General features: G+C 63.5%; 12 protein-coding genes. 10 read left to right on the forward strand and 2 right to left on the reverse strand.

Going from position 1 to position 16,955, the window contains the following annotated elements:
* The first annotated feature begins 56 nt into the window (after window positions 1–56).
* Window positions 57–746: a hypothetical protein gene (locus RA302_RS19970; protein WP_003945114.1), complete on the forward strand. Its 690-nt coding sequence runs from the start codon at window positions 57–59 to the stop codon at window positions 744–746.
* 23 nt (window positions 747–769) lie between these two features.
* Entirely contained in the window at window positions 770–1,804 is a 1,035-nt protein-coding gene (locus RA302_RS19975; protein WP_042450363.1) for a glutathione S-transferase C-terminal domain-containing protein, read from the forward strand.
* Window positions 1,805–1,815: 11 nt separating this feature from the next.
* Here RA302_RS19975 and RA302_RS19980 read toward each other — a convergent pair whose 3' ends face one another.
* On the reverse strand, window positions 1,816–2,226 hold the full coding sequence (locus RA302_RS19980; RefSeq protein ID WP_003945129.1) for a VOC family protein: 411 nt from the start codon (window positions 2,224–2,226) through the stop codon (window positions 1,816–1,818).
* Between the two features lie 154 nt (window positions 2,227–2,380).
* Between RA302_RS19980 and RA302_RS19985 the strand changes: the two genes are divergently transcribed.
* The 5 genes from RA302_RS19985 (at window position 2,381) to RA302_RS20005 (ending at window position 12,753) form a co-directional block, all read left to right on the forward strand.
* Window positions 2,381–3,130 (forward strand): hypothetical protein, encoded by a 750-nt coding sequence (locus RA302_RS19985; protein ID WP_003945111.1) that lies wholly within the window; start codon window positions 2,381–2,383, stop codon window positions 3,128–3,130.
* 68 nt (window positions 3,131–3,198) lie between these two features.
* Complete coding sequence (locus RA302_RS19990; protein ID WP_070161763.1) at window positions 3,199–4,200, forward strand: ATP-binding cassette domain-containing protein; 1,002 nt, start codon at window positions 3,199–3,201, stop codon at window positions 4,198–4,200.
* A complete protein-coding gene (locus tag RA302_RS19995; RefSeq protein ID WP_007736136.1) occupies window positions 4,197–4,970 on the forward strand; it encodes an ABC transporter permease in 774 nt (257 codons plus the stop codon). The genes RA302_RS19990 and RA302_RS19995 overlap by 4 nt, the downstream gene beginning before the upstream one ends.
* A 36-nt stretch (window positions 4,971–5,006) precedes the next feature.
* Window positions 5,007–8,816 (forward strand): ABC transporter ATP-binding protein, encoded by a 3,810-nt coding sequence (locus RA302_RS20000; protein WP_030536931.1) that lies wholly within the window; start codon window positions 5,007–5,009, stop codon window positions 8,814–8,816.
* Between the two features lie 175 nt (window positions 8,817–8,991).
* Window positions 8,992–12,753: a multifunctional oxoglutarate decarboxylase/oxoglutarate dehydrogenase thiamine pyrophosphate-binding subunit/dihydrolipoyllysine-residue succinyltransferase subunit gene (locus tag RA302_RS20005; protein ID WP_037126710.1), complete on the forward strand. Its 3,762-nt coding sequence runs from the start codon at window positions 8,992–8,994 to the stop codon at window positions 12,751–12,753.
* Window positions 12,754–12,825: 72 nt separating this feature from the next.
* Here RA302_RS20005 and RA302_RS20010 read toward each other — a convergent pair whose 3' ends face one another.
* Window positions 12,826–13,455, reverse strand: a complete 630-nt coding sequence (locus RA302_RS20010) for a TetR/AcrR family transcriptional regulator (protein WP_007736130.1) — start codon at window positions 13,453–13,455, stop codon at window positions 12,826–12,828.
* A 71-nt stretch (window positions 13,456–13,526) separates the two neighbouring features.
* Here RA302_RS20010 and RA302_RS20015 point away from each other — a divergent pair, with 71 nt between their 5' ends.
* The 3 genes from RA302_RS20015 (at window position 13,527) to RA302_RS20025 (ending at window position 16,933) form a co-directional block, all read left to right on the forward strand.
* Complete coding sequence (locus tag RA302_RS20015; RefSeq protein ID WP_042450369.1) at window positions 13,527–15,101, forward strand: NAD(P)/FAD-dependent oxidoreductase; 1,575 nt, start codon at window positions 13,527–13,529, stop codon at window positions 15,099–15,101.
* On the forward strand, window positions 15,098–15,928 hold the full coding sequence (locus RA302_RS20020) for an SDR family NAD(P)-dependent oxidoreductase (RefSeq protein WP_042450371.1): 831 nt from the start codon (window positions 15,098–15,100) through the stop codon (window positions 15,926–15,928). The genes RA302_RS20015 and RA302_RS20020 overlap by 4 nt, the downstream gene beginning before the upstream one ends.
* Before the next feature lie 63 nt (window positions 15,929–15,991).
* Window positions 15,992–16,933, forward strand: coding sequence for an alpha/beta hydrolase fold domain-containing protein (locus RA302_RS20025; protein WP_070161761.1), 942 nt, complete (start codon window positions 15,992–15,994; stop codon window positions 16,931–16,933).
* Window positions 16,934–16,955: the final 22 nt, after the last annotated feature.

Raw genomic sequence — 16,955 nt, forward strand, 5'->3', positions numbered from 1 at the left:
TATACGACCTCTGTCCATCTCGATCAACCCGTTCGAATCGGACTAGCCTGTAGCGAGTGGACGAACATCACCTCGACATCATCCGACTCGCTTGGGCACGTGAACTGGGCCTCGGCGACTCGGCACTTCGGCCGGCACACACGGCCCGCGTCGTCGGCGACGACATCCACGTTCTCGATCTGGCAGGCTCAGGTGCGATCGTCGGGCCGCAGTGGTTCATCGAGCGCACCGAGGACATCTCCGTCGACGCCCTGCTGCAACCGGCGCGTCTGCTCGAGATCGCCGGCGATCACGGCGGCCGAATCACCGGCCCCGTCGATCTCGCTTTCCTCGGCGACTACACGGACGCGCCACCCGACGAGCAACTACTGATTTCCCACGACATCGACGATGCCCTCGCCGTCGCTGCGCTCTGCCCACCCGACGACAGCACCACAGCCGACCTCGGGAACCGGACGCGGTGGTTCACCGCCCTCACCGATTCCACCGAGGTGCTCGGATGCGCGGCGTACTCCGAATTTCAGGGATTCGTGGCAGATCTTACGACCCTGACTGCTCCAGCGCATCGCCGTCACGGAATCGGCTGCGCAGTAACGCTTCTCGCTGCGGAGGACGCTCTCGATTCCGGCTTGATCCCGCAGCTACGCACAAGTCGCGGCAGTGCGATCGGCGCGACGCTTCCACGTAAAGCCAAATTCGACGTTCTGGGGGCATACGCTCGGGTACACGTGCACCTGCCCAGTTGACACTCGAACGAGAGGGACCGCAGATGAGTACGGAAGACGGCGCGAGCGAACCGACATTCGTCGAAGAGGGTCGTGAATTCAAACGCGACACCAACTACATCCCGACCCGGATCACCGAGGACGGCCGCGACGGTTACCCCGTCGAACCCGGGCGATACCGGTTGATCGTGGCACGTGCCTGCCCGTGGGCAAACCGCGCCATCATCGTCCGCCGCCTACTCGGCCTCGAAGACGTACTGTCGATGGGCATCTGCGGTCCGGTTCACGACAAGCGAAGCTGGACTTTCGATCTCGACCCGGGCGGCGTCGATCCCGTACTGAAGATCCCGCGACTGCAGGACGCATACTTCGCCCGAGATCCCCACTACCCCAGGGGAATCACGGTGCCCGCCATGGTGGAGATCGCCACGGGCAAGGTGATCACGAACGACTACCCACAGATCACCCTCGACTTCTCGACGCAATGGAAGAAGTACCACCGCGAAGGCGCACCGGATCTGTACCCGGAGCCTCTGCGAAACGAAATCGACGAAGTGGCCGAGTACGTTTTTCGCGACGTCAACAACGGCGTCTACCGCTGCGGTTTCGCCGGTTCACAGCAGGCGTACGACGAGGCATACGACACGCTGTTCGCTCGCCTCGACTGGCTCACCGAACGTCTTGCCCGGCAACGTTTCCTGGTGGGCGACACCATCACCGAAGCCGATGTGCGCCTGTTCACCACGCTGGCGCGGTTCGATCCCGTCTATCACGGCCACTTCAAGTGCAACAGAAGCAAACTCAGCGAGATGCCGGTGCTGTGGGACTACGCGCGCGATCTGTTCCAAACCCCCGGATTCGGTGACACCATCGACTTCACACAGATCAAAGCGCACTACTACATCGTGCATTCCGAGATCAATCCCTCCGGAATCGTGCCCAAGGGACCGGAATTGACACACTGGCTCGAACCGCACGGACGCGAACAGTTGGGTGGCCGACCGTTCGGGGACGGCACACCACCTCATCCGCCCATCCCGTCGGAAGTGGTTCCGGCAGAGCACTGGGCCACCAGGTAGGTCGCGGGGGGCTACTCCCCTGCGTACGTGCCGAAACTCCAGTACACACCTTCGGGATCACGGCAGGTGAACCCCCGCGAACCGTAGTCCTCGTCGCGCAATCCCTGCGTGATCGTGGCGCCCGCCGCGACAGCGCGTTCGTGGAGTGCATCGGCGGCGTCCGCGTCGTCCACGACGATGTACACCGAACCGATTCCAGGCGGCAGGCCGGCGATCGCAGAATCGGTGCGCGGCGAACCCAACATGATGCCGCCACCGCCCGGCCAGTCGAGTTGGGCGTGGTCGACCACGTCTCCCTCTCCGTAGACGGCCTTCTCCACGAAACCGAAGGTGCTCACCAGAAAGTGGATTGCCGCACGGGCGTCGAGGTAGCGCAGCGTCGGCCAGATGGTCGTCGAACGAGATTCCGAAGTGGCGGTCATAACACTCGAACTCCTGCCTGGGAAAACTCACGAAGAAAACCGAGTCTCGTACGAGCCTATGGCCCCGGTGATCACCGCCGCCAGCGAAAACTTCACCTATTCTCGAGATACGGTCCACCTCGCTTCAGAGGAGGACAACTGTGGAGGGGCAGCAATGAGCAAGTCGACGAACAACGACAGCGGGCGTATCGAGAAGGTCCTCGTTTCCGTTCTCGACAACGGAAGCCGCCTGCAAGCGCCCGCAGTGGCCAAATACGTCAACCATGTCCGTAAGGCCCACCCCGACGAGTCACCTGCTCAGATCGTCGAGCGGATGGAGAAGATGTTCATTCTCGCCGTGACCGGCAGCGGCAGTGCCGTCGGCGCCACCGCCGCGGTGCCGGGCGTCGGAACGGTCGCGTCCATCGCTGCCGTCGGTGCGGAATCGGCTTTCTTCCTCGAGGCGTCAGCGCTGCTGACGTTGGCAATTGCGTCAGTGCATGGAATCTCCGTACAGGATCACCAGCAACGACGTGCCCTGGTCCTGGCAGTCGCCCTCGGCGAATCCGGTATGGAGATCGTGCAGAAGGCCACCGGAATCACAGCCAAGAACTGGGGAACGGCAATCACGAGCAAGATTCCCGGACCCACGATGAGGGGAATGAACAGCACCCTCGTGCGGAAATTCGTGACCAAGTACGCCGCGAAGCGCAGCGCACTGATCCTCGGCAAGCTCGTTCCGGCCGGAATCGGTGCGGTCATCGGCGGTGCGGGCAACCGTGCAATCGGCAAGGGCGTCGTCAAGAATGCGCGCGAAGCCTTCGGACCGGCACCGGCCAGGTGGACCGACCACCTGATCGTGATGCCTGCCGACGATGCCGCAGTGCTTCCCCAGACGGAGACACGCCGGGCCATCCGCAGATAGCCGTCCGGGCCGTAGGCTCGCATCACGTATTCGCCGCCGACCCGGGAGCAGCATTGACGAACACCGCAATGGGATCCTTCTCTGCCCCCATCGAGATTCGTGGGTTGACGAAGACGTTCAAGGCGGCGCGCGCGGTCAACGACCTGAGCTTCGACGTTCAGGCGGGCTCGATCACCGGGTTTCTCGGCCCGAACGGTTCGGGCAAGACGACCACGTTGCGGATGCTCCTCGGACTGGTGTCACCGACGTCGGGATCGGCCACGATCAACGGCACCCCGATGCGTTTGCTGCCCAACCCGGCTCGGACCGTCGGCGCAGTACTCGACGTCGGCAGTCTCCAACCGAAACGAACGGCGCTCGGACACCTCGAGATCTACGCGGCCGCTATCGGCATGCCGACTCAGCGCGCGGCGCAGGTGCTGGACATGGTCGGTCTGAGATCGGTCGGAGTCCACAAGACCGGCACCTTCTCGCTCGGGATGCGCCAACGCCTGATCCTTGCCACCGCGATGCTCGGTGATCCCGAGATCCTCGTGCTCGACGAACCCGCGAACGGACTCGACCCCGAGGGCATGGCGTGGCTTCGTCAGTTCCTGCAGACCTTCGCCGGTTCCGGCCGAACGGTTCTGATCTCGAGTCACGCGCTTCGTGAAGTGGAAGCGACCGTCGACAGCGTGGTCATCGTCAGCGCCGGCTCACTCGTCTACCAAGGGACCATGGACGAACTTCGCCGCTCGCAGCGCAGTCGACTGCTCGTCTCGTGTTCCAACCCAGCGCTCCTCGCCACGGCATTGGCCGCTCGCGGAATCATCGACGCCCAGATCACGCAGGACGGACGGCTCGCCGTGGGCGGCACCGACACGTCGGTGCTCCCACCGGTGGCATCCGCCGCCGGTGTCACGATCTTCGGCGTCGCAACCGAAGGCGCAGATCTCGAGCAACTGTTCCTCGCGATGACAACACCGCAGTACGCGGTTCCCCAGGTCGGATACCACCGCCCACCCGGTCCCGGTTCCGGACCGGGCTATTACGGCCCTGCCGCATACGGACCTTCCGGAGGACACCGATGACCACGCTCGTGCGCGCGGAGACACTCAAAGTTCTCACCCTGCGCTACTGGTGGGCACTGGCCATCGCACCGGTCGTCGTGGCCGTGCTGATTGCTGCCTCCACCAGGACGTTCGTCGAAGCCGTGGCCGATTCGGCAGACACCACCTTCGACGTCGATGTCGTGTCCACCGGCGTCAGCCTCGGTGTCTCCAACACGCTTGTCCTGGTGTTCGCGGCTGTCTTCGGAGCACTCACCGCCGGATCCGAATTCGGCTACAAAACTCTCACCACGACGTTCCTCACAGCTCGCGGCCGTGACGGAGTTCTCGGCGCAAAACTTGCCGTCGTCGCGGTATTCGCCGTCGGCTACGCGTTGGCGGTCGAAGTAGTCAGCATCGGCGCGATGTTGCTCTTCGGCCGGGACTTCAGCTTCACCACCGATCTCTTCGCCATCTGCGCCGCAGGCATTCTGGCGTGCGCTCTGTGGGCACTGCTCGGCGCCGGGGTGGCACTGCTCACCGGTTCGTCGATGGCCGGTGCCCTCTCGGTCATCCTGTGGTTCGTCTTCGGTGAATGGATCGTCCGCGCAGTGCTGCTCGCGATGGATCTCGGCGGGGTCGGGGCCGCGCTTCCGGTGTCGGCCACGATCGGCACGATCATCAATGCGGCCCCGTCGATCGACGTCGACGCGTTTGCGTCCTGGCCGAGCGGCCCGATGATGCTGGCAGCTTGGGTGGTTCTGTTCTGCGGGCTCGGTTGGCTGCGGACCAGGACCCGCGACATCACCTGAAAAGGCTGTCTGGGGCCGGGTCTACCGTGGATCTCGATGAACACGATCAACACGGACAGTCCGGTAGCTGGAGAGGTCGATCGAGCTCCGGGCTGGATCCGCCGCTTGGCGCACGCATGCTGGTTGCACCGAAGAGTTGCCATCGGCGCGCTTCTGGTGACCGTCATCGCTTCGGCGATCGACATCTCGTTTCCTCTTCTGACCCGCTATGCGCTCGACGCCGCAAGCCAGGAGAACCCAGGCAAGGTGATCGGGTTCGTCGCGCTGGCGATCGCGCTGCTCGCGGTCGTGCGCTTCGCGTGCCAGTACGGCCGACGGATGCTTGCCGGCCGACTCTCGCTCGATGTTCAACACGACTTGCGGCTCGCCCTGCTCGGCTCGCTGCAACGCCTCGACGGACGCGGGCAGGATCAGATCCGCACAGGCCAGGTGGTATCCCGGTCCATCACCGATCTACAACTCGTCCAGGGTTTGCTCGCGATGGTGCCCATGTCCGCGGGTGCGCTCCTGCAATTCGTGCTCGCGATCGGCATCATGGCGTGGCTCTCGCCGCTGTTGACTCTCGTCGCTGTCGCCGTCATCCCCGCAGTCGGGCTGGTGGTGTTCCTGATGCGACCGATGCTCTTCGCCGCAACATGGTCCGCGCAGCAGCGGGCCGCCGACCTCGCCCAACATGTCGAGGAAACCGTCACGGGCGTGCGCGTCGTCAAGGGATTCGGGCAGGAACAACGAGCCGTCGACCAACTCGAAAAGCACAGCCGCACGCTGTATTCGGAGCGTCTTCGCGCCGCGTGGTTGAACGCGAAATTCGCGCCGACCATGGCCGCCTTGCCCCAGCTGGGGCAGGTGGGAGTGATCGCCCTCGGCGGGTATCTCGCACTGCACGACAAGATCACCGTGGGAACGTTTCTCGCGTTCGCCACCTACATCGTGACGATGACCGGCGTCACCCGAACTCTGTCGTCGGTCATCGTCATGGCGCAGCTTGCGCGCGCCGCTGTCGAGCGTGTCTACGACGTCATCAACGCTCAGCCGGACATCGCCGATCCTGACCATCCGGTGGACCTGCCCGACGGTCCGCTCGGCGTCACTTTCGAAAACGTCGCATTCGGGTTCGACACCGAACGCGACGTCCTGACCGGGCTGAACCTCCGCATAGAACCGGGCGAGACCGTCGCCGTCGTGGGGCCGGCCGCGTCGGGCAAGACCGCGTTGTCCTTGCTTCTCCCCCGGTTCTACGCCCCGACTTCGGGTGTAGTGACCGTCGATACCGCGGGCGAGACGTTCCCCATCGGCGAACTGCGCAGTGAGCAGCTTCGTGCCGCCGTCAGCCTGGTCTTCGACGAACCTTTCCTGTTCTCGGACACCATCGCCGCCAACATCGCACTGGGCCGCGAGGACGCCTCAGACGAGGACATCCGCGCCGCAGCTGCATTGGCACAGGCAGACACCTTCATCGAGGCACTCCCGGACGGATACGACACCGTTGTCGGTGAACGAGGTCTGACGCTGTCGGGAGGCCAGCGTCAGCGCATCGCGCTTGCCCGAGCCCTCCTCGTCGACCCGCGGATTTTGGTCCTCGACGACGCCACCTCCGCGGTCGATGCGGCAACCGAGGCTGCGATCTTCGACGCGTTCCGGGCCAGACGACGGCAAACCACGCTGATCCTCGCGCACCGGCGATCCACCTTGACGCTGGCAGATCGGGTCGCGGTTCTCGACGGCGGACGGATCATCGACTCCGGAACCGTGGACGAACTGGAAGCGCGATGTCCGCTCTTTCGCGCCCTGTTCTCCTCGCCGCCGGAACTACCGGCCGAACTCGACGACGTCGACTCCGATGCTTTCGGACGTGACCGCAGCGAGCCGACAACCGAGCAGTTGTGGCCGCAGGCACCGGAATCCGAAGCCGACAGCACAGCCGCTACGACGCAGGGTGCGGGCGGACCGATGGCCGGAGCGCTCAGCGGAATCGCGGTGACTCCGTCTCTGCGGGCAGCAGTCGACGCTCTCCCACCCGCACGCGAAGACCCCGGAATTGCTCCTGAGAGCCTGCGCGAATCGAATCCACAGTTCTCACTCCGACAGATCTTGAGGCCGGTCCGCTGGGTTCTACTGGCGGTTGTCGTGTGCCTTGCCCTGGACTCCGCCGCGGCGATCGCATTTCCCTCCCTCGTCAGATATGCGATCGACCACGGAGTCGTGACCGCAGACAGCACCACACTCTGGATCGCGACGGCGTTCGGCGCGCTCCTGGTCGCCGCAGACTGGGTCATCGTGGCGGTCATGACGGTGCTCACGGCCCGAGCCGGTGAACGCGTGCTGTTCGGGCTCCGCGTCCGCAGCTATGCACACTTGCAGCGCCTGGGTCTGGACTACTACGAACGGGAATTGTCCGGCCGCATCATGACGCGTATGACCACCGACGTCGACGCGCTCTCGTCGTTCATCCAAACCGGTATGTCGACGGCGATCGTGAGCGTCCTGACCGTCGGCGGAATTTCGATCGCCCTCCTGGCGACCGACGTGACGCTCGGCCTGGTGGCGCTGGCCGTCATCCCACCGCTCGTGGTCGCGACCGTGGTCTTCCGCAAGATCTCCTCGGTTGCCTACAGCCAGTCCCGCGAACGGATCTCGCTCGTCAATGCCGACTTCCAGGAGAACATCGCCGGTCTGCGAGCGGCTCAGGCCTACCGCCGCGAAGAAGGTGCTGCGCGTAGGTTCGCAGAACGCTCCGAGAGCTACCGCCGATCGCGGATGCGGTCGCAGCGAGCCATTTCGATCTACTTCCCTTTCATTTCGTTCCTGTCCGACCTCGCGTTGGCCGCGGTCGTGTTCGTCGGTGCGCACCAGATCGCCAACGGATCGACTTCGCCCGGCGTACTGATCGCTTTCGTGCTCTACCTCGGTCTGCTGTTCGGACCGATTCAGCAACTCTCACAAGTGTTCGATGGTTACCAACAGGCAAACGTCGGATTGCAACGAATCGGCGACCTGCTGCGCACTCGCAGTTCGATCGAGACTGCCGACAGCGAGGATTTGATCGCGATCTCCGGACGACTCGACGGCGCCGTCCATCTCGACGGGGTCGGGTTCCGGTACTCGGGTGCGGACGTCGACGCCCTCTCCGATTTCGATCTGCAAATCCCGCCGGGCACGACCGTCGCTCTGGTCGGCCGAACCGGTGCCGGGAAGTCGACGGTCGTGAAGTTGCTCGCCCGCTTCTACGACCCGACGTCCGGATCGGTCGACGTGGACGGAACCGACATCCGGAACTTCCACCTCTCGCAGTACCGACGTCGCCTCGGCGTGGTCCCACAAGAAGCCCATCTGTTCACCGGCACGGTCGCCGACAACATCGCGTACGGCAGGCCGTCGGCGTCGCACGCGGAGATCGAGGAAGCGGCACGTTCCGTCGGCGCACTGAATTCGATAGCCGACATGCGTGGAGGCATGAATCATCCCGTCGGCGAGCGCGGCCAGGGGCTCTCGGCGGGCCAACGCCAACTGATCGCATTGGCCCGTGCCGAACTCGTCGACCCGGACCTTCTGCTCCTCGACGAGGCGACCGCGACGCTCGATCCCGCGACCGAACGAATGGTGCTCGAAGCAAGTCGGTCGGTCACCCGGAAACGGACTTCCGTCGTCGTAGCTCACCGCCTCGCAACAGCTGCCCGAGCGGACCTCGTTGTCGTAGTTGACCGGGGACGTATCGTTGAATACGGCCCGCACGATGTTCTGCGGTATGCCGGTGGTCACTACTCGGGACTCTGGGATGCATCGCAGGCGCGTGAGGGGAATAATCTGACGTCGAGAACTGTCATCGAAGGCAACCCCGTCGCGTGACAGTCGGCACGGATTTGTACCGCCGAGAGGTAGTGCGCGATCGCAAGATCACGGACTTCCGTGAGACAGCTCACAAATTGTGTGCCGCACAATTGCTCGTCACACGCTCGGGCTAATCTCATGTATATAGGCGCTCTGATCGGGTACCGAAATAGAAACGAGGCGAACACCTGCCGTGAGCAGCAGTTCTACATCCCAATTCGGACAGAACCAGTGGCTGGTTGACGAGATGTACCAACGCTTCCAGGACGATCCGTCGTCCGTGGATCCCAGTTGGCACGAATTCTTGACCGATTACTCGCCGGACTCGGCGAACACGGGAGGTGGAAACGGGACTGCCTCGAACGGCAACGCGGCTGCACCCGCCGCTGTTGTAGCTCCGCCTGCTGCTCCCAAGGCCACGCCTCCCGCCCCCAAGACCGCACCTCCTGCGCCGGCTGCCAAGGCTGCCGCTCCGGCCCCCGCGAAGACGGCAGCGCCCGCCGCCAAGGCCGCCCCGGCCCAGCCCGCAGCAGCCAAGCCCGCGGCCGCTACTGCGAAGCCCGCCCCTGCCGGCGGAGCCGAGGAAACCAAGGTTCTCCGCGGCGCCGCAGCCGCAGTCGTCAAGAACATGTCGCTCTCGCTCGAGATCCCGACTGCAACCAGCGTGCGTGCCATCCCCGCGAAGCTGATGTTCGACAACCGCATCGTCATCAACAACCACCTCGCGCGTACCCGCGGCGGCAAGATCTCGTTCACCCACCTCTTGGGTTACGCGATCGTCCAGGCAGTCAACGCGTTCCCCAACATGAACCGGCACTTCGCCGAAATCGACGGCAAGCCGAACGCGGTCACGCCCGAGCACACCAATCTCGGACTCGCGATCGACCTTCCCGGAAAGGACGGCAACCGCTCACTGGTAGTTGCCGCCATCCGGAACACCGAGTCGATGAACTTTGTCCAGTTCCACGCGGCATACGAGGACATCGTCCGACGCGCCCGTGAAGGCAAGCTCACCGGCGAAGACTTCACCGGCGTCACCATTTCGCTGACCAACCCGGGCGGTATCGGCACGGTTCACTCCGTTCCTCGCCTGATGAAGGGCCAGGGCGCCATCATCGGTGCCGGCGCGATGGAATACCCCGCCGAGTTCCAGGGCGCCAGCGACGAGAAGCTGGCCGAGATGGGCGTCGGCAAGTTGATGACTCTCACCTCGACTTACGATCACCGCATCATCCAGGGTGCCGAGTCGGGCGATTTCCTGCGCACGATCCACAACCTGCTGATCAGCGACGAGTTCTACGACGAGATCTTCCACGCGCTCGGCAACCCGTACGAGCCGGTGCGTTGGCGCAAGGACGTGCCGGAAGGCGCTGTCGACAAGAACACCCGCGTTCTCGAACTGATCGCTGCATACCGTGACCGCGGCCACCTCATGGCCGACACGGACCCGTTGCAGTTCGTCAAGGACAAGTTCCACAGCCACCCCGACCTCGACGTCATCAGCCACGGCCTGACGCTGTGGGATCTGGACCGTGAGTTCAAGGTCGGCGGCTTCCACGGTCAAGAGAAGATGAAGCTGCGCGACGTGTTGAGCGTGCTGCGCGACGCGTACTGCCGCCACGTCGGCGTCGAGTACACGCACATCCTCGAGACGGATCAGCGTCAGTGGATCCAGGACCGCGTCGAGGGCCATCACGCCAAGCCTTCGGTCGCTCAGCAGAAGTACATCCTGAGCAAGCTCAACGCCGCCGAGGCCTTCGAGACGTTCCTGCAGACCAAGTACGTCGGCCAGAAGCGCTTCTCGCTCGAAGGCGCCGAAGCCGTCATCCCGATGATGGACGCCGTGATCGACCAGGCCGCCGAGCACCAGCTCGACGAGGTCGTCATCGGCATGCCGCACCGTGGCCGTCTCAACGTGCTTGCCAACATCGTCGGCAAGCCGTACTCCAAGATCTTCACGGAGTTCGAGGGCAACATGAACCCGGCAGCCGCTCACGGCTCCGGCGACGTGAAGTACCACTTGGGTGCCAGCGGAACGTACATCCAGATGTTCGGTGACAACGACATCGCTGTCTCCTTGACCGCAAACCCGTCGCACCTCGAGGCCGTCGACCCGGTTCTCGAAGGCCTGGTCCGCGCCAAGCAGGACATCCTCGACAAGGGTGAAGAAGGCTTCACCGTCCTGCCGCTCATGCTGCACGGTGACGCTGCATTCGCCGGTCAGGGCGTTGTCGCCGAGACGCTCAACCTCTCGCTGCTTCGCGGTTACCGCACCGGTGGCACCGTGCACATCGTCGTGAACAACCAGGTCGGCTTCACCACCGCTCCGGAACATTCACGCTCGTCCGAGTACTGCACCGACGTCGCGAAGATGATCGCCGCACCGGTCTTCCACGTCAACGGCGACGACCCCGAGGCTTGCGTCTGGGTTGCTCAGCTGGCCGTCGACTTCCGTGAGAAGTTCGGCAAGGACGTTGTCATCGACCTCATCTGCTACCGCCGTCGCGGTCACAACGAGGGCGACGACCCGTCGATGACCCAGCCGGCCATGTACGACGTCATCGACACCAAGCGCAGCGTTCGTAAGAGCTACACCGAGTCCCTTATCGGCCGCGGTGACATCTCGCTCAAGGAAGCCGAAGACGCACTTCGCGACTACCAGGGCCAGCTCGAACGGGTCTTCAACGAGGTCCGTGAACTCGAAAAGTTCCAGCCCGAACCGTCCGAGTCCGTCGAACTCGACCAGACTCCCCCGGCTCGCCTGACCACGGCTGTCGCTCCCGAGGTTCTCGAGCGCATCGGAGACGCGTTCGTCAACGTCCCCGAGGGCTTCACCGTTCACCCGCGCGTCAAGCCGGTTGCCGAGAAGCGCCGCGAGATGGCCCGTGAGGGACATGTCGACTGGGCGTTCGCAGAATTGCTCGCGTTCGGCTCGTTGGCCGAGCAGGGTGCCTTGATCCGCCTCGCGGGTCAGGACTCCAAGCGAGGAACGTTCACGCAGCGTCACTCGGTCCTCATCGACCGCAAGACCGGCAACGAGTACAGCCCGATCGCCAAGATCGCTGCCGACGCCGAAAACGGCGGCAAGTTCATGGTTTACGACTCCGCACTCACCGAGTACGCAGGTCTGGGCTTCGAGTACGGCTACTCGGTCGGTAACCCCGACGCTCTGGTCCTGTGGGAAGCGCAGTTCGGTGACTTCGTCAACGGCGCGCAGACCATCATCGACGAGTTCATCTCTTCGGGTGAGGCCAAGTGGGGTCAGCTCTCCGACGTCGTGCTGCTCCTGCCGCACGGTCACGAGGGTCAGGGTCCGGACCACACCTCCGGTCGCATCGAGCGTTTCCTTCAGCTGTGTGCAGAAGGCTCGATGACCGTTGCGGTTCCGTCGACCCCGGCCAGCTACTTCCACCTGCTGCGTCGCCATCACCTCGACGGCATCCGCCGTCCGCTGGTGGTTTTCACGCCCAAGTCGATGCTGCGTAACAAGGCTGCCGTCAGCAACGTCGAGGACTTCACGACGGGCAAGTTCCGTTCGGTCTTCGAGGAGCCGGCATACGAGAGCGGCGAAAGCGCACGCGAATCGGTCAAGCGGGTTCTGCTGGTCAGCGGCAAGCTGTACTGGGAACTCCTGGCGAAGAAGCACAAGGACGAGCGTGACGACATCGCCATCGTGCGCATGGAGCAGCTCTACCCCGTGCCGAAGCGTCGCCTCAAGGAGACCCTGGACCGTTACCCGAATGCGGATCAGTTCCGTTGGGTCCAGGAAGAGCCCGCAAACCAGGGTGCGTGGCCGTTCCTCGGGCTGGCTCTGCCGGACCTTCTGCCGGAGACCTTGACCGGTATCAAGCGCATCTCGCGTCGTCCGATGTCCGCTCCCTCTTCGGGATCGAGCAAGGTCCACGCGGTGGAGCAGCAGGAGATCTTGGACGAGGCGTTCCTGCCGACCAACTGATCTCAGTAATTTGACAAGGGCCGGGCCCCACATTCCGCAAGGAGTGTGGGGCCCGGCCTTTCTGCGTTCACGTCAATTCGATTGCAGCAGACCCAGATCCGGCCCGGCATCGAAGCCGACGGCGGCCAGTGCCAACGCAGGTAACGACTGAACCGTCAGGTCGATCAGTTCCTCGCGGGTGATGGCGGGCGCTCGGAGCCAACTGATGGTGGCTTCCTCGACAAACGCGATCCAACCGCGAACGGCCAACTCCACCTGAGGTGTTCGAGTCAGGCCGATCTTCGGGAGCTGATCGAGGGTTCTCTTGGCCATGATGTCGCGAGTCTGCTCGAACACCTCACGCATCTGCGGATCCCCGCTGGCGGTCCCCCGGAGCAGCGAGACGTAGGTATTGCGGTTCTCGGTCACGTAGTCGACGTACGACGCCAGCACCGAGCGGAGGGTGAGCATCGGATCGTCCGACTCGCTCGGCTCGGTGCGCTGGAGCATCTGTTCACTGCTGTGTCGGACGATCGCCAGATGGAACTCGCTTTTCGACGCGAAGTAGTGGAACAGAAGCCCCCGCGAGACACCAGCCTGATCGGCGATGTCCTCGACGGAAATCTGTTCGAGCGGCCGTTCGGCCAGCATCCGCGCCCCGAGGTCGATGAGTTGCGCTCGGCGTTGCGCAGGGTCGAGCCGTGTTCGCTTTACTGCGTCCATGCCCAATAGACTACTGAATATTCGTCAATAAGCTATTGACCGTGACTCAATAAAGGCATATCGTTCCCTACATGAGTCTTCCAGTTACAGATACCTCAGCACCTGCCGCGGATACTCGCCACGTCGGCACACTGATCATCGGCAGTGGTTTCGCCGGTCTCGGTGCGGCGATCAAACTGGCACAGGCCGGCATCACGGACTACGTCGTTCTCGAGCGCGGCAACGACGTCGGCGGAACCTGGCGTGACAACAGCTACCCGGGCGCCGCGTGTGACGTGCCGTCGCATTTGTACTCGTACTCTTTTGCACTCAATCCGGAGTGGACGCGCTCCTTCTCCACTCAGCCCGAGATCTACAAGTACATCCAGTCGGTGGCCAACCGCCACAAGGTGCTCGACAAGCACATCTTCGACTGCGACGTTCTCTCCGCACGCTGGGACGAGGCGTCTGCTCGGTGGCACGTCAGCACCAACAAGGGCGAATTCGTCGCAAAGATCGTCGTCTCGGCCGTCGGCGCATTGTGTGAGCCTTCACTTCCGGACATCAAGGGCATCGACGGCTTCAAGGGCGAGATCTTCCACTCCTCGCGTTGGAACCACGACGCCGATCTGACCGGCAAGCGTGTGGCCGTCATCGGAACCGGCGCCTCGGCCATCCAGATCGTGCCGGCCATCGGCAAGAAGGTCTCGCATCTCGACGTGTACCAGCGCACGGCGCCGTGGATCCTGCCCCGCGCAGACCGCGAGTACACCAAGATCGAGCACCTCGCGTTCAAGTACCTCCCCGGCTTCCAGAAGTTGTGCCGCACCGGTATCTACTGGATGCGAGAGACGCAGGTCGTCGGCCTGGCCAAGGCGCCGGTCTTCATGAAGCCGTTGCAGTTCGCCGCCGAGCGTCACCTGAAGGCCCAGATCAAGGACAAGGATCTTCGCAAGAAGGTCATGCCCAACTTCCAGATCGGCTGCAAGCGCATGCTGATCTCGAACAACTACTTCCCCACCCTCGCCCAGGACAATGTCGACCTGGTGACCGAAGGCATCGAGGAGGTCACCGCCAACGGGATCGTCTCGAAGACCGGCATCACCCGTGAGATCGATGCCATCGTCGTGGCGACCGGATTCCACGTCACCGACTCCCCCACCTTCGCGGGAATCTTCGGCAAGGACGGACGCTCGCTCGCCGAGGTCTTCGAAGAGACCGGCATGCAGGGATACAAGGGCGCGGCAGTTGCCAACTTCCCCAACATGTTCTTCCTCGTCGGACCCAACACCGGCCTCGGACATTCGTCGATGGTCTTCATGATCGAGTCGCAGATCAACTACCTGGTCGACGCGATCGCCACCATCGACAAGTACGACATCGGCACCATCGAGGTGCGCAAGGACAAGCAGGACAAGTACAACAAGGACCTGCAGGCAGCTATGTCCAAGAGCGTGTGGAACAACGGCGGTTGCGCCAGCTGGTACATGGACAAGCACGGAAACAACACCACCCTGTGGCCTGGCTTCACCTTCCAGTTCCGCAACGCCACCAAGCATTTCGACCTCGCGGCATACCGCAGCGTCGCCACCTCGGATCTCGGCGCCGTCGGCACCGCGACCACTTCACAGATCGACCTCGACGACGAGAAGGCAGTAGCACAATGAGTGATTTTGCAGGCAAGGTCGTAGTCATCACCGGAGCGGGATCGGGCATCGGTCGCGCACTAGCACTGAACCTGGCCGGCCAGGGCGCCAAGTTGGCGATCTCCGACGTGGACACCATCGGGCTCGCCGAGACAACGCGTCTGGTGGAAGCCATCGGCGCCGAGGTGAAGTCGGACCATCTCGACGTCACCCAGCGCGAAGCGGTTCTCGAGTACGCCGACGCGGTTGTCGCCCACTTCGGCAAGGTCAACCAGATCTACAACAACGCCGGAATCGCCTACCACGGCACTTTCGAGAAGTCCGAATTCAAGGACTTCGAACGTGTCATGGACGTCGACTTCTGGGGAGTTGTCAACGGCACCAAGGCATTCCTCCCCCACGTCATCGCCTCCGGCGACGGGCACGTCGTGAACGTGTCGAGCCTCTTCGGTCTGCTGTCGATGCCGGGTCAGAGCGCATACAACTCGGCCAAGTTCGCCGTTCGCGGTTTCACCGAGTCGCTTCGCCAGGAAATGCTGATCGCCAAGCACCCGGTGAAGGTGACCTGTGTGCACCCGGGCGGAATCAAGACCGCCATCGCACGCAACGCCACCGCAGGCCCGGGTGAAGATCTTGCGGTCTTCTCCGAGTTCTTCGACCGCAAGCTCGCGCGCACCACACCGGAGGACGCCGCCAAGACGATCGTCAACGGTGTTCGGAAGAGCAAGCCGCGAGTTCTCATCGGGATGGACGCAATCGCACTCGACGCCTGGGTTCGCCTCGTAGGATCGGGCTACCAGCGCATCGTCGCGATCGTCGCCGGCCGAATGATGCCCAAGTCCAGCTGAGTTCGTTTCACAGCGCAGTTCGTTTCACAGCGCAGTTCGCACAAAGAGTCAGGAGCCCTGCCGGTGAGCACGTTCACCCTTCCGCTGCCCGTGGTCGCATTCTTGTTGAAGCCGTACTTCCGTCTGGCTTTCAACTCGCGGCTGCCGTATCGGATTCAACGTCTGTTGCTCGAGGCCGGGGCACCGCTACAGCAGGTTCCAGCGGGCGCCGTAGTGCGCCCGCTGGAGCTGGCTTGCCGACCGGCAGAGAAGATCACCGTCGGCGCAACCGAGCGCCCCACCGCAGTTCTCTACCTGCATGGCGGGGCGTACACGCTGGGTTCGCTGTCCACACACCGTTCTCTCGCAGCTCATCTCGCCCGTGAGTCGTCCAGTGCGGTCTTCACCTTGGACTACCGTCTCGCGCCGGAGAATCCGTATCCCGCCGCTCTCGACGACGCGGTCTCAGCCTTCATGCAGTTGGTCACCGAGTTCGACTATTCGGAAGACCGCGTTGCCATCGCCGGCGATTCGGCCGGTGGCGGCCTGGCCGCGGCGACCGCTATCCGTCTGATCGAGCGTCACGGCGTGACCCCCGGCGCGCTTGCACTGATCTCACCGTGGGTCGATCCCGGCGATCGGGGTGCCACCAAAAAGGCCGACCTGGTGGTCAACACAGCGTGGTCCTTCGACGCCGCCGACGCCTACCTTGCCGGAGGCGACCGTACTGATCCCGGCTACGCACCGATGCACGGCAAGCTCGACGGGTTGCCACCCACCAGAATTCACGTCGGTTCCGAGGAAGTCCTCTACCCGCAGATCATGACGTTCACCGACAAGCTCGCCGCTGCCGGCGTCGATGTGTCCCTGGTCGAGTACGCAAGACTCTGGCACGTGGCTCACGCACAGGCGTCACTGGTGAAGGAAGCAGCAGACGCCGTTTCCGACCTCGGCCAGTTCATCGCATCGAAACTGATTCGTGCCAAGGATGATTCGAGTTCAGCAGTGGGCTCGAACAGTCACTGACGGGTGGCCCACTCCGTCCATG

The sequence above is a fragment of the Rhodococcus sp. DN22 genome, from assembly GCF_036669995.1.
GTDB lineage: Bacteria > Actinomycetota > Actinomycetes > Mycobacteriales > Mycobacteriaceae > Rhodococcus_F > Rhodococcus_F erythropolis.

Coding starts and splice junctions, on each gene's coding strand:
- RA302_RS19975 (WP_042450363.1), top strand. CDS start 770: ATGAGTACGGAAGACGGCGCGAGCGAACCGACATTCGTCGAAGAGGGT.
- RA302_RS19980 (WP_003945129.1), bottom strand. CDS start 2,226: ATGACCGCCACTTCGGAATCTCGTTCGACGACCATCTGGCCGACGCTG.
- RA302_RS19985 (WP_003945111.1), top strand. CDS start 2,381: ATGAGCAAGTCGACGAACAACGACAGCGGGCGTATCGAGAAGGTCCTC.
- RA302_RS19990 (WP_070161763.1), top strand. CDS start 3,199: ATGGGATCCTTCTCTGCCCCCATCGAGATTCGTGGGTTGACGAAGACG.
- RA302_RS19995 (WP_007736136.1), top strand. CDS start 4,197: ATGACCACGCTCGTGCGCGCGGAGACACTCAAAGTTCTCACCCTGCGC.
- RA302_RS20000 (WP_030536931.1), top strand. CDS start 5,007: ATGAACACGATCAACACGGACAGTCCGGTAGCTGGAGAGGTCGATCGA.
- RA302_RS20010 (WP_007736130.1), bottom strand. CDS start 13,455: ATGGACGCAGTAAAGCGAACACGGCTCGACCCTGCGCAACGCCGAGCG.
- RA302_RS20015 (WP_042450369.1), top strand. CDS start 13,527: ATGAGTCTTCCAGTTACAGATACCTCAGCACCTGCCGCGGATACTCGC.
- RA302_RS20020 (WP_042450371.1), top strand. CDS start 15,098: ATGAGTGATTTTGCAGGCAAGGTCGTAGTCATCACCGGAGCGGGATCG.